Genomic DNA, 18,766 nt, shown 5'->3' with positions numbered 1-18,766 from the left:
GTCAGCGCGAGGTTCCTGGCGTGCGCGCCGGACCCCACGACCAGCGTGGGCACCAGTGCGCCGCGGCGGCGGGCCTGGCGCAGCACCGCGCAGACCAGCCCCCGCCCCACCAGCGTCAGCCCGAGGTAGACGGCGACGATCCGGGCCGACTCGCCCGTCCAGGCGGCCAGCGTCGTCTGATGGTCGAGGGCGGCGACGGTCAGCGCGCCGGCGATGGCGGTGGCGCATCCGCCGCGCCACATCCACCCGTCCATCACGGACGGCGACAGCCGGATCCGGTACGCGCCGCCCGCCAGGTTCAGCAGGACGAGCAGCGCCGCCGCCAGGCAGGCGAGCAGCGCGCCGTATCCGGCGTCGAGCACGGGCGCGGCCAGCGCGGCGGCGTCGACGCTCGCGTCGGCCAGGGAGCAGATGGTCCAGCATGTCACCGGACGCCGCCGGCCGGGGGCGTGGCGGGGGGCGCCTCGCTGCGACAGCAGCATGCCCTTGGACGGGGAGTGCGGGAAGGGTTCCTCTTCCCGAAGGGGTGTGACCATATCTGCTCCACTGCGGAAAACAACGGCGATCATTTCAGAGCGTGATATCCACGAACAGGGGGTGGATATGGCTGTCTTACTTATCGCGAAAATTCGCTCATCTTTGGCCTCCATTCCGATAATCGCCCCGATTCGCGGGCAGCGACCAACTTACTTGGAGTGTTCACGGGTACGACCGTGTGGACGGGATGGCGTCCCACAAAGATTGCGAATTTTCGGGTGTCGCGAAGCCCCGCTATTTGTCCCGGTTCGCCGCTCAGATAGTGATGAAGATCTTTGCCCGGCCATGGCGGCGGTATGACGCCGCAGGCCAGCTCAGAGGGTCAGCGGGGGGCCGGTGGCCGCTGATCGGCACCGGCGGCTGAGCCGAGAACTGAGGGTGTAGCCCGAATCGGCATTATCGCCACATTCGGGGAACCGGGCGATGGAGACATTCTGTCCGTATATTTCAGGACGTTTTTCCCCGCCGGTACGGCTGACGTCGCCCGAACAGCCGTCCGAGCTGGTGGTCGACGATCGCCTCGGCGTCCGCGGCGGTGTAGTGGCCGATGAGGACGGGGTTCACCAGGCCCTGGGCGAGGGCGAACAACATGTCGGCCTCCTTGGCCGCGTCGACGTCGGCGGCCACCTGCCCGGCCGCCTGGGCCGCCCTGAGCTGACCGGCGTAGAAGTCGAGGACGATCGGCAGGCCCGCGCGCAGCAGCGCGGCCAGCGGCTCGCTCACCACGGAACGGGCGAGGAAGGCCAGCCCGACGCGCGCCTCGAAGCGGCGCTCCTCGTCCAGGGGCAGGAGTTCCAGGAGCGCCACGCGCAGCAGGCCGAAGGGGGTGCCGTCGTGCGCGGCGGCGGCGACGCGGGCGGTGATCCGGGTGTTGAGGTGCTGCAGGGCCAGCGTGAGCATCTCGTCCTTGGTGGCGAAGTAGTGCTGCACCGCGCCCATGGACATGCCCGCCTCGGCCGCGACCTCGCGCAGGCTGACGCTGTGCATGCCCTTGGCGTCGATGACGCGGTGCACGGCGTCGGCGATGTGCCGCCGGCGGGTCTCGTGGTCGACGATCTTCGGCATCGGTTCCCAGGTTTTTGTCATGCGGTCGCATTGTGAAACGCGTTGCCCGCCGTTTACCATGCGAGTGCATGATAAACGGCGGGCGAGGAGGGCGTCATGCGCGTACTGATCGTCGGCGTGGGCACGCGGGGCGACGTGGCCCCGTACACGGGGCTGGGCGTGCGGCTGCGGGACGCCGGGCACGAGGTGGCGATCGCCTGCCACCAGCCGCACGCCGCCCTGGTGACCGGCGCGGGCCTGGAACATCGCGACATCCCGGGCGACCCGCTGCCCCTGCTGCCCGCGGGCAAGGGCGGCGCGCGGGTCTCCCTGTCCGCGAAGCTCGCCATGTTCGCCGAGTACGCCGGGCAGATCTCCGACGGCATCGTGCGGGCCGCGGCGGCGGGTGCCGACGTCCTGCTGCTGAACGTGGCCGCCTCCGCCGGGGAGCACGTGGCCGAGGCGATGGGCGTGCCGAGCATGGGCGTGCACCTGCAGCCGGTGGCGCCGACGGGGGACTTCCCGCCGGTCATGAGCGTCCTGCGCCGCTCGCTCGGCCGGTGGGGCAACCGGACGGCGGCCCGGCTGGCCTTCGCCGTGCCCTCGCCCGCGAACTCCGGGTCGGCCAAGGAGTTGCGGGCCCGGCTCGGGCTGCCGCCGATCAGCTCGCGGGAGGCGTACCGGCGGCGGGAGGCCGCGCACTGGCCGGTTCTGCACGGGTTCAGCCCGGCGGTGCTGCCCCGGCCGGCCGACTGGCGGGACGGGCTGGAGGTGACGGGCTACTGGTGGCCGGTGCGTCCGGCCGGATGGCGGCCCGACCCCCGGCTGAGCGACTTCCTCGCCGCGGGCCCGGCACCGGTGTTCGTCGGCCTCGGCAGCCAGGCGGGCCCGCGCGCCGAGCACTACACCGACCTGGCCCTTCGCGCCCTGCGCCGGGCCGGACTGCGCGGCGTGCTGCAGACGGGCGTGCCCGGTGAGCTGGACGACGACGTGCTCGGCGTCGGGGACGTGCCGCACGACTGGCTGTTCCCGCGCATGGCCGCCGTCGCCCACCACTGCGGCAGCGGGACCACGGGGGCCGGGCTGCGCGCGGGCGTGCCCGCCGTCGGCCTGCCCGCGCTGAACGACCAGCCGTTGTGGGCGTCCCGGCTCGCCGCGCTCGGGGTGGGCCCGGCCGCCGTCCCGTTCCGCCGGTTGACCCCGGAACGGCTCGCGGACGCGCTGGGTGCCGCCGTGAACGAGCCCTCGTACCGGCGGCGGGCCGTGGAGCTGTCGGAGCGGATCGGGGCCGAGGACGGGAGCGCGGCCGTGGTGGCGGCCGTGGGCAGACTGGCGTGACCGCCCGCTCCTCCGGGCCGCCGTCCAGGGGCACGTGGGTCGGCATGACCATGCGCTGAGCTCACCTTTAAGGCAACTGAAAGATCACTTTCTAACGTTGCCCGCATGAGATTCAGCCCGTTCCTGGCGGCCATCGCCGCCGCCATGCTCCTCGCCCCCTCACCCGCCATGGCCACGGCCAAGGCCGCGGCCCCTGCCGCCGCCGAGGAGTCCGACCGCGAGATCGTCCTGGCGCAACTCGACTACACGACCGGGCTGTCGGTGACCTTCACCGACAGCGTCCCGTCCGACGAGGTCGGGATGGTCCAGACCGGCCCGATCGGACGCGCCCCCCTCATCGTCCTTGACGACGAGGACACCCTCCTGGAGACCTATCTGGAGGTCACCCCGCCCGACGTCGCGGTCCCCCGGCGTCTCGTCGAGGACCACGGCGCCGACCTGCCCGCCGAGCTGCAGCGACGCAGGATCACCAGCGAGCCGGTCACGGCGGGTGGCCTGACCGCCCCGGCGAGCGCGGTCCGCTCCGGCGCGGCGACCTGCACCTGGTCGATCTTCGGTTGGACAGGCTGGCACGACGACGGCATGCCCGGCCTGCCGTTCAAGTCGTACAGCACGTTCGACTTCGGCGGCTTCAAGCAGAAGATCGCCGAGAGCTACATCGCCAACTGCACCCCGCCGAGCTCGACGAGCAACCTCTGGGCCCGGCACCGGGTCTACTACAGGAACGCCCTCGGCAACTTCGTGAAGCACTTCGAGGGCATCGTGCCGCCGGGACACCACCAGGCCGTGGTGAAGAAGGGCGTGATCAAGCGCCACCGCGCCGTCTCCTACGACGACAACTGGAACGCCGACCCGGCCTGCTTCGACTGCATCTACGCCCGTGAGGGCCGTTTCCGCAGCTAGAAGCTCCACGGCCGCTTCTCGCGCAACGCGCGAGAAGCGGCCTTCTGCATGTCAGGCCCAGAGAGCCACCGCTCCCGAGCGCGGCCCGACGGGACAGCCGTCGGCGGTACGGGCGCGCACGAGCACGTAGGACCCTGGTGTGCACAGGCCCTCTGAACGTCCCGTACAGCGGAACCTCTGATCATCGTCACCTTCTGCACTCAGACTCCTCGAAGGCCTGTGCCGCTCCCCGGCACGTCGCATGAGGGGCCGTGCTCGTCGCGCCACCGCTCGGTGGCGATGCCCGCCATGACCACCGACACGACGTCCTCGGCCAGTTCCGGCGTGATGGGCAGGTGCCCGAAGAGCACGCGGTAGTACGTGGTCGACGCGAGCATGTCCAGCAGAAGATCGATGTCCGCATCGGGTCGGACGTCACCCCGGTCGATGGCGCGACGCAGCGCTTCGGCAGTGGTGGCGCGGCGCGGACGGAAGAAGGTGTCCATGAACTCCTTCTCCAGCCGCGGGTCGTCGGCGAGGTCCGCAACGAGCCCTGGCAGCGCTCTTCGACCCACGGTGGTGGTGAACGCCTCGCTGAGGGTGCCGATGCCGGCGATGAGGTCGCAGTGGGTGCAGCCGGTGTCGGGGGGCGGCGTGGTGCCGATGGTCCGGGCCAGAGCCGACACGACCAGGTGCTGGCGGGAGCGCCAGCGGCGACGCAGCGCGGGTTTGCTCGTACCGGCGCGGGCGGCCACCGCCTCCAGCGTGAGGCTGCCGTAACCGACCTCGTTGAGGATCTCCATCACCGCTTCGGGCACGGCCTCGTCGATGCGGGTGTCCCGCGGCCTGCCGGAGGCTTGGCGGGCCCCGGCCCTTCCTCCGTCGCTCCTGGTGTTGCCCATGCGACAAGTATAGGTAGCATGCAATTACGTTCCGATCCGGAACGGAACGGAACTGCCAAGGAGCCCACTCCATGTCCCAGACCCCGCCGACGCGACGGACAGCGACCCCGCGCACGCCCCCGAACACGCCCCGCTCTCTCCCTCCGCAGATGCCAGCGCCGGTAAGGCGGGCGTGTTCTCGGGTGCGTACCGCGCGCTCACCCTCGGCGTCCTGCTGTCGGTCGGCATGGTCGCGTTCGAGTCTCTCGGGGTGGCGACCGTGCTGCCCGGCATCGCGGAGGACCTCGACGGCCTGGGCGCCTACGGGTGGGGCCTGTCGGCACTGATGCTCGCCAACATCATCGGCACCGTGCTCGCCGGGCGCGCCGCCGACCGCCGGGGCCCCTGGCGTCCGATGGCCCTGGGCATGCTCGTCTTCGCGGCGGGCTGCGCGGTGGCCGGTGCCGCACCCTCCTGGTCCTGTTCCTGGTGGGCCGCTTCGGACAGGGCCTGGGCGTTGGAGCGGTCGTGTCCATGGCCTACACCATGATCGGACTTGCCTACCCCGAGCGCCTGCGGGCCCGGATGTACGCCCTGCTGTCCTCGGCCTGGACGATCCCTTCCCTCGTCGGCCCCGCCGTCGCAGGCGTCCTCGCCGATCACATCACGTGGCGCTCGGTCTTCCTGCTCATGCTGCCGATCGCCGCGGTGGCCGCGCTGCTCACCCTGCCCGGCCTGCGCCGCCTGCACCGCGCAGAAGCAGCAGCCACCGCCCCGGCCGCGGCCGTTCCGTGGTGGAGGCGTCCGCTGGCCGGCGCGATCCTGCTCACCGTGGGCACCGGCGTGCTGCTCCAGGCGCTGCTGCTGAAGAACCTCGTCCTCATGATCGTGCTGGCCTTGGCCGGTGTCGCCGTTGCCGTGCCCGCGCTGCGCCGGGTCACCCCGGAAGGCACTCTCAGCGCCCGGGCCGGCCTCGGTGCGGGTGTCGTCGTCCGTGGCCTGCTGTGCGGTGTCTATTTCGGCAGCGAAGCCTTCCTGCCCCTCGGGCTGCAGCAGCTGCGGGGCATGGGCGCCACACCGGCCGGTCTGGGGCTGTCCGCCGGAGCCATCACGTGGGTTGTCGGCGCAGGTCTGTAGGCCAGGCGGGACAACGGGAAGAACAGCACGCGCACGGCTGCCACCGTGCTGGGCTTCGCCGTCCTGCTGGCGGACGTCGCCCTGATCGCGCTGACGATCCTGACCAGCGCACTCCCCTCCTGGCTCGCCCTGGTCGGATGGGCCGTCGGCGGCCTCGGCATGGGCATCGGCTTCAACGCCTCCACCACCGCCACCCTGGAGCAGGCCCCGCCGGAGCGGCAGGGTGAGGCCAGCGGCGCACTGCAGCTCGCCCAGACCCTGTCGACCGGGGTGATCGCCGGGCTCGGCGGCGCGGCCATCGCGTTCGCCCAGAACTACGGCGGCTCCACCCGCACCGCACTGCTGGGCGTCTTCGTCCTCACCGGCCTGCTGGCCATCGCGGGCATGCTGATCGCCCGCAGGCTGCGCCCCGAGGCGGCACGGCAGGGCTGACCTCCGTAGCGCCCGGTGTTCCGCCGGAGGGGCTCGGCCGAGGCCGCCGTCCCCCGCTCGCTGTCGTGCCGCGCGCGGTCGAGATGCGCGTCCCGCCGTTGCTCCTGCCGGCCGCCGACGGCGGGCGGCGCAGCCCTAGACGCGCCAGAGGGCGGCGAGCTGGCGGGTGGCCAGCCGGGACGGCACCGCGCGCAGCAGGGCGTCGCGCAGCGCCGCGGCGAGGCCGGTCCGGGTGGTCAGCCACGACTGCCGGGACGCCGCCCGCATCATGCGGTTGGCGCTTGGCCTGCGTTCGGCGTCGTAGCGCAGGAGCCGCCGGGCGGCGTCCGCCGGCTCGGCGCCGGTCAGGTGGCGGGTCAGTGCGGCGGCGTCCTCGAAGGCCTGGCTGGAACCCTGGCCGAGGTCGGGTGGCATGGCGTGCGCGGCGTCGCCGAGGAGCGCGATCCTGCCGACCGCGTACGAGGGCAGGGGCGCGGCCAGGTGGGTGATCGGGTCGACGTAGATGTCGGCCGGCGGGGTGGCCTCGATCAGTGTCGCGACGAGGGGATGCCAGTCGGCCATCAGGGATGACATCTGCCGGCGCGCCTCCTCCGCGTCCGGCGGCTCGCCGTGCAGGGCGGAGTCGGTGAACCAGTACAGCAGGTCCGCGCCGACGGGATACAGGCCGAACATCGCCCCGTTGCGGCGGTCGACCAGCTGGCTGGTGAGCAGGTCCGCCGGCAGTCCGGCGGACGGGGCAGCATGCCGCGCAGATCCAGCCGGCCGGTCCGGCGCACCCCGGGGTGGCCGGGGAAGAGTTGTGCCCGCAGCCGGCTGCCGATGCCGTCGGCGGCGATCACGGCGTCCGCTCTGGCGACGGGCTCCCCGCCGGCGATCACGGTCACCCCGGTGGAGTCGGGTTCCAGGCGCTCGACCGGGGTGGAGGTGCGCACCAGCTCGGCGGGAAGCGGGGCGCGCAGCGCCCGGTGCAGCCGCGCCCGGTCGATGATGACGGGTATCCCGATCTGCTCCCGCACCCGGTCCATGTCGGTGATCAGCAGCGGCCGTCCGCGCCGGTCGCGCAGCCCCCCGCGGCCTTCGTGCACGACGTGCGCGCGAACCTCCTCGCCCAGCCCCAGCGCGTCCAGCGCCCGGAGCCCGTTCGGCATGACCACGATCCCGGTTCCCGCCTCCCTGAGCTCGGCGCCGCGCTCGACGAGCGTCACCTCGTGACCCCGGCGATGCAGACCCACCGCGGCCGCCACTCCTCCGAGCCCGGCGCCGACCACCACGATCCTCACAGGACCTCCATATTCACTACGCTCGTACTAGTACGGCTATTGGTTTAGCATGGCCGTATGCCGCCCATGAATCCGGCCCGTCGCCGCGCCCTGACCGATGCCGCCATCGCGCTGCTGGCGTCGTCGGGCGTGCACGGGCTGACCCACCGCGCGGTGGAGAAGGAGGCGGACCTTCCGCCCGGGACCGCCTCCAACTACTTCCGCAATCGGGAGGCGCTGCTGGTGGCCGCCGCGGAGCGCATCGTCGAGCTGCACCTCGCCGACACCGGCCGGGCCACCGACCTGGCCGCCGAGCAGCCCGCGACACTGGCCGACCTGCTGACCGAATCGCTGCTCACGGCGGCGACCACACTGCGCGACCGCTACCTGGCGATCTTCGAGCTCCAGCTGGAGGCCGTGCGCCGTCCGGTGCTCGCCGCGGCCCTCGCGGGCCTGTCGGGCGCGGCGGCCAGGATCACCGCCGGGCAGCACGACAAACTCGGCCTCCCCGTCCCCCGCGAGCGGATCCCCATCCTGATCGCGCTCTACGAAGGGGCGCTGTTCACCCTGGTCACCGCACCGCCGCAGAACGTCCGCAGGGACGCCGTCCAGGCCCTGGTCCGCGCCATCATGGACGGCTGCGGACCGACTGATCCGGCGGATCGCGCTACTGTTCCGTAAACGGAACGCCTGACGAAGAGGAGCCACATGACGTCCCAGGAAGACAGGGCGATCCCCGGCCGCCCCGTGCACGCGGGGCCCGCCGGTCCGGAGGCGCCCCTGGCCGGGCAGGTGGCGATCGTCACGGGCGGCTCGGCGGGGCTCGGCCGGGCCATCGCGCAGGGGCTGGCGTCCGCCGGATGCACGGTGGTGCCGGCCGGCCGGCGGTTGTCGGCGTGCCAGGAGGCGGCGGCCGAGATCACCGCCGCGACCGGCATCGCCGCCACGGGCATGGCCTGCGACGTCACCGACGAGGACGCGGTCCACGGTCTGGTGCGGGACGTCGTCGCCGCGCACGGCCGCCTGGACGTGCTCGTGACCAGCGCCGGAATCCAGGCCCGCGGCGAACTGGACGCCCTCGACGCCGCCACGCTGCGCCGCTGCCTGGACGTCAACGTCGTCGGCACCTTCCTCGCCTGCCAGGCCGCCGTACCGGTGATGCGCGCGGCCGGGTACGGCCGCATCGTCACCCTGGCCAGCGCTCTCGGGCTCGTCGGCGCCGCGGGCCGGGCGGGCTACGCGGCCAGCAAGGGCGCGGTCGTCCAGCTCACCCGCAGCCTCGCCGTCGAGCTCGCGGGCACCGGAATCTGCGTCAACGCCCTGGCCCCCGGCCCCTTCCGCACCCCGCTGAACGAGGGCGTCGAGGACGACCCGCACGTGCGGGAGTTCCTCGACCACCAGGTCCCCATGAGGCGCTGGGCCGACCCCGGCGAGCTCGTCGGCGCGGCGGTCCTGCTGGCCGGCCCGGCGGCCTCCTACCTCACCGGCGCCGTGCTGCCGGTCGACGGAGGCTGGACCGCCCACTGAAGGCGTCCGACCGCTGTCTGATCCCACGAAGCCCCGGGTGCTCTTTGGTGTCCCGCACGATTCGGTCCCGCCGCACGGTGCCGTAGCGTCACCGTGACACTTGAGCATTCGGAGGGCCGGCACGTTGATCGCGATCAGGGAACTCCATGGGATCGCGGAGTTCGAGCAGGTCAGTGAGCTGTTCGACGGGATCTGGCACTTCGACCCGGACAGCCGGCCGATCACGGTCGAGCTGATGCGGGCGATGTCGCACGCGGGCAACTACGTGGCCGGCGCGTACGACGACGCGGGCCGCCTGGTGGGCGCCTCCGTCGGCTTCTTCGGCGCGGCCAACACGTTGCACTCCCACATCACCGGCGCGGCGAGCGGCCACGGCGTCGGCTTCGAGCTGAAGCTGCACCAGCGCCGCTGGGCACTGGAGCGCGGCATCGACCGCATCACCTGGACCTACGATCCGCTGGTGCGCAGGAACGCCCACTTCAACCTGGCCAAGCTGGGCGCACGTCCCGAGGAGTACCTGCCGAGCTTCTACGGCGTCATGACCGACGCCATCAACCAGGGCAGCGACTCCGACCGGGTGCTGGCCTCCTGGTCGTTGTCGGCGCCGCACGTGGCGGCCCTCGTACGGGGCGAGCCCTGTCGGCGGCCCCTCCCGGCGGACGCCGCGGTCGTGCTGGCCGACGAGGACGGACGGCCGGTGACGCGCGACAGCGACGCCTCCACCCTGCTCGTGGCGTTGCCGGAGGACATCGAGGCGCTGCGCGTCTCGGACCCCGGAGCCGCCAAGGCATGGCGGCTGGCCGTCCGGGAGGTCCTGGGCGGCCTGCTCATGGAAGGCGGCGTGGTGACCGCCTTCCACGACAAGGCGTTCTACGTGGTGGAGCGGCCCAGCCTGGGCACGGCCTCCAGCAGCGACCGGGTGTAGCCGTGGGTGGGGGCGCCGACCACTTCCTCGGTCGGCCCCAGCTCCACAATGCGCCCCTGGTGCAGCACCGCGACCACGTCGGAGACGTAGCGCACCACTGCCAGGTTGTGCGAGATGAACAACATCGACAGGCCCAGCTCGTCGCGTAGCCTGCGCACGAGGTTCAGCACCGAGCCCTGGACGGACACGTCCAGGGCGCTGGTGATCTCGTCGGCGACCAGCAGGTCGGGCTCGGCGCCCAGCGCCCTGGCGATGGCCACGCGCTGCCGCATGCCGCCTGACAGCTCGCGCGGGTAGCGCCGGGCCACCTCGGGCGGCAGGGAGACGAGCGACAGCAGCCGCTCGACCGATTCCTTGCCGCAGCCCTCGGCGACGGACGCCCCGACCCTCATCCGGGGGTCGAGCGAGGCGTAGGGGTCCTGGAAGACCATCTGGACGCGGCTGGCGCCGGTGATGGTGCCGGTGTGCGGCACCAGGCCGCTCACCGCCCTGGCCACCGACGACTTGCCCGACCCCGACTCGCCGACCAGCCCGACGATGGACCCGCTCGGCACCTCCAGGGTGATGTCGTCGACGGCGGTGAACGAGCCGAACCGCACGGTCAGGTTCTCGATGATCATCAGACCTCCCAGCAGGCGACCTGGTGCGCCTTGCCGTACGTCGTCAAGGGGGACGCTCGCCGGCGCAGCGGGCCGTGGCGAGCTCGCAGCGGGCGGCGAAGGCACAGCCGTCGCCCACGTCGGAGGGGGCGGGCTGTCGGCCGGGGATGCTGGCCAGCGGCAGTGACCTGTCGGTGTCCATGTCGGGCAGCGAGTCGATGAGCGCCCGCGTGTAGGGGTGCGCGGCGCCGCCGGCCAGCAGCTCGACCGGCAGTTGCTCGACGACGCGGCCGGCGTACATGACGACGACCACGTCGCACAGCTCGCCGACGACGGCGATGTCGTGGGAGATGAACAGGGCCGCCGCGCCGGTCTCGTCGGTGACCTCGCGCAGCAGCTTGAGTATCTGCCGCTGCACCGTCACGTCGAGCGCGGTGGTGGGCTCGTCGGCGATGAGCAGCCTGGGGGTGCCCATGAGGCCCATGGCGATGACCGCGCGCTGCCGCATGCCGCCGGACAGCTCGTGCGGGTGCCGGCGCGCCACCCGTTCGGGCGCGGGCAGGTGCACGTGGCCGAGCCGGTCGACGGCGCGCTGGTGGGCCTCCGCCTTGCCGGCGCCCTGGTGCACGATCGCGACCTCGGCCAGCTGGCCGCCGACCTTCAGCGCGGGATTGAGCGAGGCCATCGGGTCCTGGAAGACCATGGCGAGCGCGGTTCCGAGCTCCTTGGGCGACATCTCGGAGATCTCCTGGCCGGCCAGCGCCAGCCTGCCCGCCGTCACCACGCCCGGGTACGGCACCAGCCCGCCGATCGCGGCCGCGGTGAGGCTCTTGCCGCTGCCCGACTCCCCCACCAGCCCGGCGATCTGCCCGGGCGCGACGGTCAGCGACACCTCGCGCACCGGCGTGACGCCGCCGGGGAAGGTCACCGTCAGGTCCTTGACCTCCAGCACCGCCTCGGGGTCCGGCTCGCCGGGGACGGGCGGCGCGGCGGGCCTGGCCTCGCGCGTGTGCACGGCGGTGCGGGAGGCGGCCTTGGCCAGCGCGTCCCCCAGCAGGTTGAAGCCGATGCCGGCCAGCGCGACCGCCAGGGCGGGCCCCAGCGCCACCTCGGGCGTGACGTAGATGCGGCCGAACCCGTCGAACAGCAGCCGCCCCCAGTCGAAGGCGGGCGGCTGCACGCCGAGCCCCAGGAACGACATCCCGGCCAGGCCCAGCAGCGCGCCGCCGAGCGCCTGGGTGAGGTTGAGGATGAGCGGCTCGGCGATGTTGGGCAGCACGTGCCTGGTCAGGATGCGCATGCGTGGCACGCCGAGCATCCGGGCGGCCGCCACGTAGTCGGCGCCCGCGACGGTCGCGGCCAGCGTCTGGGTGAGCCGGGCGAAGCCCGGGGCGATGGCCACGCCGATGCCGAGCACCGCGCCCTTGGCCCCGAGCCCGGCGACCACCGCGGTGAACATGGCCAGCAGCAGGCCGGGGAAGGCGACGAGCGCGTTGACGGCGCCGGTGACGAAGCGGGCGCCGCGTGCCGGCAACACCGAGGGCAGCGCGCCGAGCACGGTGCCGACGGCCGCGCCGAACAGCGTGGCCGCCAGCGCGAGCAGGAGCGAGAAGCGGCCCGCGACCAGGACCCTGGCCAGCAGGTCGCGTCCCAGGTTGTCGGTGCCGAGCGGATGGGCGGCCGAGGCGCCCTGCAGGATGGCGCCCGCGTCGATCTTCTCCGCCGCCGCGCCCCAGATCGGCGGGCCGACGACGGCCAGGACCACCATGAGCGTGACCAGCACGGCTCCGGCGACGGCGGCCGGGGTGCGCAAACGCATCAGTTTTCCTTGATCTTGGAGGTGGGGTCGAGCGCGCCCAGGATCAGGTCGACGGCGAGGTTCACGACGAGCACGATCGCGCCGTAGACGAGGATGACGCCCTGGGCGACGGGATAGTCCTTCTGCGTGATCGACTCGACGATCTTCAGGCCGAGCCCGGGCCAGGCGAAGACGTACTCCACGAGCACGCTGCCGGCGATCAGCGAGGTGAGCAGCAGCCCGCCCACGGTGAGCGTCGCGGTCAGCGTGTTGGGCAGCACGTGCCGCAGGTGCAGGCGGGCGGCGGGCAGCCGTTTCGACCGGGCCAGCCGCACGTAGTCGGTGGCGAGCTCGCGCAGGGTCTCCACCCGGGAGATGCGGGCGATCATCGCGACCGGGCCGATCGCCAGCGAGGCCACCGGCAGGATGTACGACATCGCCCCCTCCTTGCCGGCCGGCGGGAACAGGCCGAGCCCGATCGAGAAGACCGCCACCAGCGCGATGGAGTAGAGGAACTCCGGGACGGCGACGGCGGTGCCGGTGACCGAGCTGAAGGTGATCTCGGTGCCCCGGTTCCTGCCGTTCTCCGTGCGGACGGCCGCCCACATGCCGAGCGGCACGGCCAGCAGCAGTGCCACCACGGTGGCCAGCAGCGCCAGGCCCAGCGTGTTGGGCAGCCGGGCGGCGATGATGTCGCCGACCGGCTCGCCCGTCAGGAACGAGGTGCCGAAGTCGCCGGTGAGGATGTGCCCGACGTAGGCGGCGAACTGCTCGGGCAGCGACTTGTCCAGCCCGAGCAGCTGCTCGCGGGCTTTGACCAGCTCGACCGGCGCGGCCGGGCCGAGCGAGGCCCGCACCGGGTCGCCGGGGATGAGGTGGATCATCGCGAACGACGCCACGAGCAGCACCGCCAGCGACACGACGAAGCGCACGAGGCGCCGTACGGTCACTCAGCCTCCCTGGGTGAGGCGGATCGTCGAGGGCAGGAACAGGCCGGCCATCGTCCGGAAGGTGGCGCCCTTGGTGGCGGTCAGCGTGTTCATCTCCACCACGGGCACCAGGTCGGCGTTGTCGAACAGGGCCGACTCCGACGCCAGCCACTTGGCGCAGCCCTCGGGGCCGGTCAGCTTGGCGGCCTCGGCGACCAGCCGCTCGTACTCGGCGTTCTTCAGGTGGGCGAAGTTGGCGCCCTTGGGGGCGGCGGGGCCGGACAGGAAGCCGACCAGTTGCGAGGGCAGCGTGACGCCGATGGGCAGCCAGACGACGTCCCAGTCCTGGGTGGCGTTGAGCGACTCCGACAGCTTGGTGTCGATGACGCCGTCGAGCTTCACGTCCACCCCGATCTTCTTCCACACCGCCGCCATGTACTCGGCGGCGGCCACCATGCTGGGGCCCTTGGTGGTGGCGTACAAGAGGCGCAGGGAGAGCTTCTTGCCGTCCTTCTCCCTGACGCCGTCGGCCCCGGTCTTCCAGCCGGCCGCGTCCAGCGCCGCGGTGGCGGCCGCCGTGTCGAAGGCGGGAACGTGACCGGTGACGGTGTCGCCCTGGCACGGGCGGGGCGGCGGCACGAGTGCGGTGGCCGGCTTGCCGGTGCCGCCCGTGGCGATGCCGCCCAGCTCCTTCATGTCGAGCGCCTGGGTCAGCGCCTTGCGCACGGCGGGATCGTGGCCGGGCCTGTCCTCGCCCTGGTGGTAGAAGAACTGGCCGTTGCCCTGCGGCTCGATCATCTTGCCGAGGGCGGGGTTGGCCTCCAGGCGGGTCCGGTCGGGGCCGAAGAAGGTGGCCGAGTTGAGCGAGCCGGCGAGGAGCAGGTTGGCCGCGGTCTGCTCGTTCGGCACCACCTTGAGCACGAGCGTCTCGGGGAGGTCCTTGGCGGTCGCGCCCTCCGGGCCCCAGGCGTACTCCCGGCGCACCTTGAAGGTGTAGTGGTCGCCGGGGACGGCCTCGGTGAGCTTGTACGGGCCCGTCCCTGAGGTGGTCCGCGCGATGAGCGAGCGGTCCTTGACGGCCTTGCCGCAGACGATGAACAGCAGCCGCGAGCTCTCCAGGATGAAGCTGAACGGCTCGGGCGTCGACAGGGTCACGGTGCCGGCGGTCTCGTCGGACTCGGCCTTCATGCCGACCGGTACGAGCACGCCGTAGATGGGCGACTTGGTGGCGGGGTCGGCGATGTGGTTGATGTTCTCGGCGACGTCGGACGGGGTGAGCTTGGAGCCGTCGGAGCAGGTGACGTTCTTGCGCAGGGTGAAGGTCACCCTGTCGGGCTTGACGTCCCACTTCTCGGCCAGGGCGGGCACGGTCTTGCCGTCCGCCGAGACGGACACCAGGGTGTCGTAGGCCACCGACAGGACCTCGTTGGTGACCGAGAGCACGCCCGTGGCGGGGTCGAGCACCCCGGGGTCCGCGCTGATGGCGGCGGTGAACGTGCCGCCCGTGACAGGCCTGCCCGTGCTGCCCGCCGTACCTCCGCCGCTGCCGCACGCGGCCGCTAGCAGGGCCAACGCGGTGAGCACCGCTGTCTTCTTCATGGCGACTCCAGGAGAGCGTGGGGTGGTGACCCACCTTCGTCCCTCGCGGCCCGACCTTCTTCGTCGCCCTTCACAAAAAGCGCGGACGGCCTCGTGCTAGCGTCCGAAGATCCGCATCTGCAGCATCACCGTGAGTCGCGCGTCGGGGTCGGACAGGTCGAGCCCGCTGATCTCGGTGAGCCGCTTGAGCCGGTAGCGGAAGGTGTTGGCGTGCACGTGGACCTTCGCGCAGGCGGCGTTGACGTCGCCGAACGCGTCGAGATAGGCCCGCAGGGTGGCCACCAGCTCGCTGCCGTGCTCGGCGTCGTGCGCGAGCAGCCGCTCGTACGGGCCGGTGGGCACCTGCTCCTCGGCGGCGACCACGTCGGAGACCTGGAGCAGCAGCGACTCGAAGTGCACGGCCGTGTAGCCGGCGACCTGGCCGGCCAGGCCGCGGGCGCGCAGCACGCGCAGCGCCCGGTCGGCGTCGGCGCGGGCCCGCGCGACCTGGGAGAGGTTGGCGGCCAGCCGGCCGACCCCGATGTTGGCCGCGTGCCGCGGCCCGACCCTGGACAGGAAGGACTCGGCGACGCGCACGGCACGCGTCTCCTCGTCGCCGCCCGAGCTCAGCGGGAGGACGGCGTAGGCGACCGAGCCGATCATCGCGGCGGCCGCCTTGGGATGGATGGCGCCGACGTGCAGCGCCAGGGCGTCGCAGAAACGTTGCCGGTCGCTCTCGGCGCGCGCCGGGTCGGCCGCGTCGCCGTCGGCGAGCTGGGCGGCGAGCACGCACAGGCGCTCGGTGGCGATGCCGAGCCGGCCCGCGGCGTCGGCCGCGTCGGAACCGCCGGCCAGGACCGTGGACAGCAGGTCGGCGCGCAGCCGCCGCTGGGTGTCGGCGCCGGCGCGCTCGCGCAGCAGCTGCAGCGCGACGATCTTGGCCGCGTCGGCCAGGGCGCGCTCGCGCTGCGGGGTGAGCGGCTCGCGCACGGCGACCCAGATGGAGCCGAGGATCTCGTCGCCGATCCGCACGGCCACGGCCGCCCGGTTGATGCTGTCGCCGTCGAGCTCGATGTAGATCGGGTCGCGGCTCTGGTAGAGCTTCTTGAAGAAGCCGCGCTCGTCGAGCATGCGCTGGAAACGCTCGGGCACCTGGCGGCCGAGCACGGTCTCGACCCGGCCGGGGTCGGCTTCGTCCTGCCGGCCGGAGAAGGCCAGGACGCGGGTCGACCGGTCCTCGATGGTGACGGGCGCGTCGAGCAGCGCGCAGACGGCGTTGGCCAGCGCGAACAGGTCGCCCTGCGGCCCCTTCTCCGGCATGGCCAGGTCGCCCTCGGCCAGCAGGGAGCGCAGCAGCGCGGCGACCTGCGACCAGGACGCGGCCCTGGTCAGCCCGAGCACGGCGACGCCGGTCTCCAGGACCTTGCTGCGCACCTGCTCGTCGACGTCGACCGGCAGCTTGACGACGATGCCGCTGGCCTCGCGGGCGGCGTCGAGCAGGCCGCAGATGGCGGTGGCGCCCTGCACGCCGACGGCCAGCAGCAGCCCGCCCGGCGGCACGTACAGCTCGTCGAGCGGGTCGTAGATGTGCACCCCGGTGACCTCGGTGTCGAGGTCACCGGGTGAGGCGGCCACGTCGAGGACCGTGCTGCCGAGATCGAACAGGATCCGCTCAAGGCTGGCGCGCGGACGGCTGTTCATCCGCTCACGATAGTCGACGTAGACCGTCATCAGCCGCGCAGGTGCTCGACGGCGAGACGGGCGGCCTGGCCGATGGCGGCGTCCGCGGCCGGAATGCGGAAGGCCAGGTTGTCGCCGTGCAGGAACACCGCGACGGCGTACCGACCGCCGTCGGGGTACTCCACGACGCCCGCCTCGTTGCGCACGCCCCACAGGGTGCCGGTCTTGGCCGACACCCGCACCTCGTCCGGGAAGCCCGAGGAGAGGCGGTGCGGCCAGATCTGCCTGCTCATGATGTCGCGCACCTCCGCGCACGCCTCGGCGGGGCCCGCCTCGTCGCGCCAGAGGAGACCGAGCAGGGTGGTGATCTCGCGGGGCGTGCCCGCGGTGGTCCGTTCCGGATCGCGTACGGCCAGCGCCCTGATCCGCTCCTCGGGGACGCCGGCCACGTCGATGGTGCCCAGCTCCTCGATCACGGACTCGAACAGCGTCGCGCAGCCGCCGATCAGGCGGGTGCGCCTGAGCCCGAGCTCCTCCAGCGTGGCGTTGACGCGATCCAGCCCCACCCGGCGCAGCAGCACGTCGGTGGCCGCGTTGTCGCTCATCGACATCATGAAGTGGGCCAGGTCGCGCAGCGTCAGCGACACGTCGTCGGCGCAGCCCGAGGTGCCGATGCCGCCGTCCTTGTCCGCCGCGGTGACGGTGAGCCGTTCGGTGCGGTCCACCTCGCCCGCCGCGGCCTGCCTGGCGTACTCCAGCAGGATCGGCAGCTTGAACACCGAGGCCAGGACGACCGGGGCGTCCGGGTCGAGCCCGGTCTCGGCCTCGCCGTCCACGTCGCGGGCGTGCACGAAGCCGCGCACGCCCGCCGCCGCGAAGACCTTCCGCGCGTCCCGCTCAAACACGGGGGACCGCGCGGCCGTTGTGCAGGTGCGTGGCGACACCGTCCCGCAGGACGAACGTGACGGTGTCGTGCCTGCCCTCCTCGGGCTGCTCGGCGATGAAGGTGTCCTCGGCGAGGTGGACGTACCTGGCGGTGGTGCCCTGCTGGCCCATGCTGGCCATGAACGCGCCGGGGATCAGGGTGACCTCGACGCCGCCGTCCGCGGGCGAGACCTCGTAGGCCAGCTGGGGGCCCTCGTACCGGCCGGTGTACGGCGCGGCGTCCACGGCGCGCGGCTGCTCCGGCGGGGCGGGCAGGTCGGGGGCTGCCAGCCCGCCCTCCCTGAGCAGCGGCAGGAGCAGGTCGTTCATGACGCCGAAGAAGTTGCCGCCGTTCAGGCTCATCGCGATCGCGTACGAGCCGTCGTCGGCCACCCGCCAGAACGTGCTCTGGCCCGGGGTCCCGCCGTCGTGGCCGTAGGCGCCCCAGGTGAACAGCTCGAAGCCGAGCCCCCAGTTGGCGGCCATCAGGCCGGGCACGCCCGGCACCGCGGCCTGCGGGGTGCGCATCGCGGCGACGCTCTCCGCCGACAGCACCCGGGTGCCGTCCTCGGCCAGGCCGCCCGCGGCGAACATGCGGCCGAACCGCACCAGCTCGCGCGGGGCCAGGCACATGGTGGACCCGGCGGGCGCGTTGGAGCGGGGCATCTGCCACTGGGGGCAGACGTCGTTGCCCGGCCCGATGTGCCCGGCCGCCGCGCGGAACAGCACGGCCTCCTCGGCCAGCAGCGCCGCGTGGGTGGCGCCGAGCGGCTTCAGCAGGTGCTCCCACATGGCCTGCTCCCAGGTCATGCCGCGCAGCCTGGCCACGATGGCGCCGAGCACGCAGTAGCCGGCGTTGCAGTACGAGAACAGCTCGCCCGGCTCGTGCACCTTGCCCGCGCCGTGCAGGTAGGTCACGAACTTGTCGAGGCTGTCGTCGCCGCGCCCGGTGTCCTCGAACAGGTCGCCGTCGAAGCCGCCGGTGTGCGTCAGCAGCTGCCGGACGCTGATCACAGCGTCGTAGGACAGGGCGAACTCGGGCAGGTACGCTCCGATCTCCTCGTCCAGGTCGAGCAGGCCCTCCTCGGCCAGCTGCATGATCAGCGCGGCCGTCCACACCTTGGTGGTGGAGCCGACCTGGAAGACGCTGTCGGGGGTGGTCTCGACGCCGGTGTTGCGGTTGACCACGCCCGTGGCCGCCTCATGCAACTGGCCGCCGGTCCACACGGCGATGGCCGCGCCCGGCACGTCGTGGGCCGCGGCCGCTTCGTCGAGGCGTTTCTGCAGATCCATGTG

At 72.7% G+C, this 18,766-nt stretch carries 17 protein-coding genes and 1 pseudogene; 7 read left to right on the top strand and 11 right to left on the bottom strand.

Annotated elements, in window-relative coordinates; genetic code table 11:
- Nucleotides 1-984: 984 nt before the first annotated feature.
- Nucleotides 985-1,623 (bottom strand): TetR/AcrR family transcriptional regulator, encoded by a 639-nt coding sequence (locus tag ACNF49_RS31425; protein WP_357979280.1) that lies wholly within the window; start codon nt 1,621-1,623, stop codon nt 985-987.
- Between the two features lie 75 nt (nt 1,624-1,698).
- On the opposite strand from ACNF49_RS31425, the gene ACNF49_RS31420 reads away from it, so the two are divergent.
- Both ACNF49_RS31420 and ACNF49_RS31415 read left to right on the top strand, forming a co-directional pair.
- Nucleotides 1,699-2,919 carry a glycosyltransferase gene (locus tag ACNF49_RS31420; protein WP_482939818.1) on the top strand — a complete coding sequence of 407 codons (1,221 nt, stop codon included), beginning with the start codon at nt 1,699-1,701 and terminating at the stop codon, nt 2,917-2,919.
- 105 nt (nt 2,920-3,024) lie between these two features.
- Entirely contained in the window at nt 3,025-3,822 is a 798-nt protein-coding gene (locus tag ACNF49_RS31415) for a hypothetical protein (RefSeq protein ID WP_357979284.1), read from the top strand.
- A gap of 200 nt (nt 3,823-4,022) precedes the next feature.
- On the opposite strand, the gene ACNF49_RS31410 is transcribed toward ACNF49_RS31415, so the two are convergent.
- Nucleotides 4,023-4,703, bottom strand: coding sequence for a TetR/AcrR family transcriptional regulator (locus tag ACNF49_RS31410; RefSeq protein WP_482939817.1), 681 nt, complete (start codon nt 4,701-4,703; stop codon nt 4,023-4,025).
- A gap of 226 nt (nt 4,704-4,929) precedes the next feature.
- Here ACNF49_RS31410 and ACNF49_RS31405 point away from each other — a divergent pair.
- A pseudogene (locus tag ACNF49_RS31405) lies at nt 4,930-5,819 on the top strand (MFS transporter).
- Between the two features lie 45 nt (nt 5,820-5,864).
- Complete coding sequence (locus ACNF49_RS31400) at nt 5,865-6,251, top strand: PucC family protein (RefSeq protein WP_482939816.1); 387 nt, start codon at nt 5,865-5,867, stop codon at nt 6,249-6,251.
- Nucleotides 6,252-6,386: 135 nt separating this feature from the next.
- Here ACNF49_RS31400 and ACNF49_RS31395 read toward each other — a convergent pair whose 3' ends face one another.
- The gene (locus ACNF49_RS31395) at nt 6,387-6,824 is read right to left on the bottom strand and encodes an FAD-dependent oxidoreductase (protein WP_482939815.1); all 438 of its coding nucleotides are present in this window, start codon (nt 6,822-6,824) and stop codon (nt 6,387-6,389) included.
- Complete coding sequence (locus ACNF49_RS31390) at nt 6,812-7,531, bottom strand: FAD-dependent oxidoreductase (protein WP_482939814.1); 720 nt, start codon at nt 7,529-7,531, stop codon at nt 6,812-6,814. The genes ACNF49_RS31395 and ACNF49_RS31390 overlap by 13 nt, the downstream gene beginning before the upstream one ends.
- A gap of 57 nt (nt 7,532-7,588) precedes the next feature.
- On the opposite strand from ACNF49_RS31390, the gene ACNF49_RS31385 reads away from it, so the two are divergent.
- The 3 genes from ACNF49_RS31385 to ACNF49_RS31375 all read left to right on the top strand — a co-directional run bounded on the left by ACNF49_RS31385 (nt 7,589) and on the right by ACNF49_RS31375 (nt 9,962).
- Nucleotides 7,589-8,191: a TetR/AcrR family transcriptional regulator gene (locus tag ACNF49_RS31385; protein WP_482939813.1), complete on the top strand. Its 603-nt coding sequence runs from the start codon at nt 7,589-7,591 to the stop codon at nt 8,189-8,191.
- 27 nt (nt 8,192-8,218) lie between these two features.
- The gene (locus ACNF49_RS31380) at nt 8,219-9,037 is read left to right on the top strand and encodes an SDR family NAD(P)-dependent oxidoreductase (RefSeq protein WP_482939812.1); all 819 of its coding nucleotides are present in this window, start codon (nt 8,219-8,221) and stop codon (nt 9,035-9,037) included.
- Nucleotides 9,038-9,137: 100 nt separating this feature from the next.
- Entirely contained in the window at nt 9,138-9,962 is an 825-nt protein-coding gene (locus ACNF49_RS31375; protein ID WP_482939811.1) for a GNAT family N-acetyltransferase, read from the top strand.
- On the opposite strand, the gene ACNF49_RS31370 is transcribed toward ACNF49_RS31375, so the two are convergent.
- From ACNF49_RS31370 to ACNF49_RS31340, 7 genes are all read right to left on the bottom strand, one after another.
- Complete coding sequence (locus ACNF49_RS31370; RefSeq protein ID WP_357986390.1) at nt 9,908-10,582, bottom strand: ABC transporter ATP-binding protein; 675 nt, start codon at nt 10,580-10,582, stop codon at nt 9,908-9,910. The genes ACNF49_RS31375 and ACNF49_RS31370 overlap by 55 nt on opposite strands.
- Nucleotides 10,583-10,625: 43 nt before the next feature.
- Nucleotides 10,626-12,380, bottom strand: coding sequence for a dipeptide/oligopeptide/nickel ABC transporter permease/ATP-binding protein (locus ACNF49_RS31365; protein WP_482939810.1), 1,755 nt, complete (start codon nt 12,378-12,380; stop codon nt 10,626-10,628).
- Nucleotides 12,380-13,309, bottom strand: coding sequence for an ABC transporter permease (locus tag ACNF49_RS31360; protein WP_482939809.1), 930 nt, complete (start codon nt 13,307-13,309; stop codon nt 12,380-12,382). Before ACNF49_RS31360 ends, ACNF49_RS31365 begins: the two co-directional genes overlap by 1 nt.
- The gene (locus tag ACNF49_RS31355; protein WP_482939808.1) at nt 13,310-14,887 is read right to left on the bottom strand and encodes an ABC transporter substrate-binding protein; all 1,578 of its coding nucleotides are present in this window, start codon (nt 14,885-14,887) and stop codon (nt 13,310-13,312) included. It lies immediately after the preceding gene.
- 96 nt (nt 14,888-14,983) lie between these two features.
- Nucleotides 14,984-16,567, bottom strand: coding sequence for a PucR family transcriptional regulator (locus ACNF49_RS31350; protein WP_357986402.1), 1,584 nt, complete (start codon nt 16,565-16,567; stop codon nt 14,984-14,986).
- 29 nt (nt 16,568-16,596) lie between these two features.
- On the bottom strand, nt 16,597-17,451 hold the full coding sequence (locus tag ACNF49_RS31345; RefSeq protein ID WP_482939807.1) for a serine hydrolase: 855 nt from the start codon (nt 17,449-17,451) through the stop codon (nt 16,597-16,599).
- Entirely contained in the window at nt 17,444-18,763 is a 1,320-nt protein-coding gene (locus tag ACNF49_RS31340; RefSeq protein WP_482939806.1) for a serine hydrolase domain-containing protein, read from the bottom strand. Before ACNF49_RS31340 ends, ACNF49_RS31345 begins: the two co-directional genes overlap by 8 nt.
- Between the last annotated feature and the right edge of the window lie 3 nt (nt 18,764-18,766).

The sequence above is a fragment of the Actinomadura sp. ATCC 39365 genome, assembly GCF_054392275.1.
The sequence above is the reverse complement of the archived record's forward strand: the minus strand, read 5'-3'. Positions and strand labels throughout refer to the sequence as shown.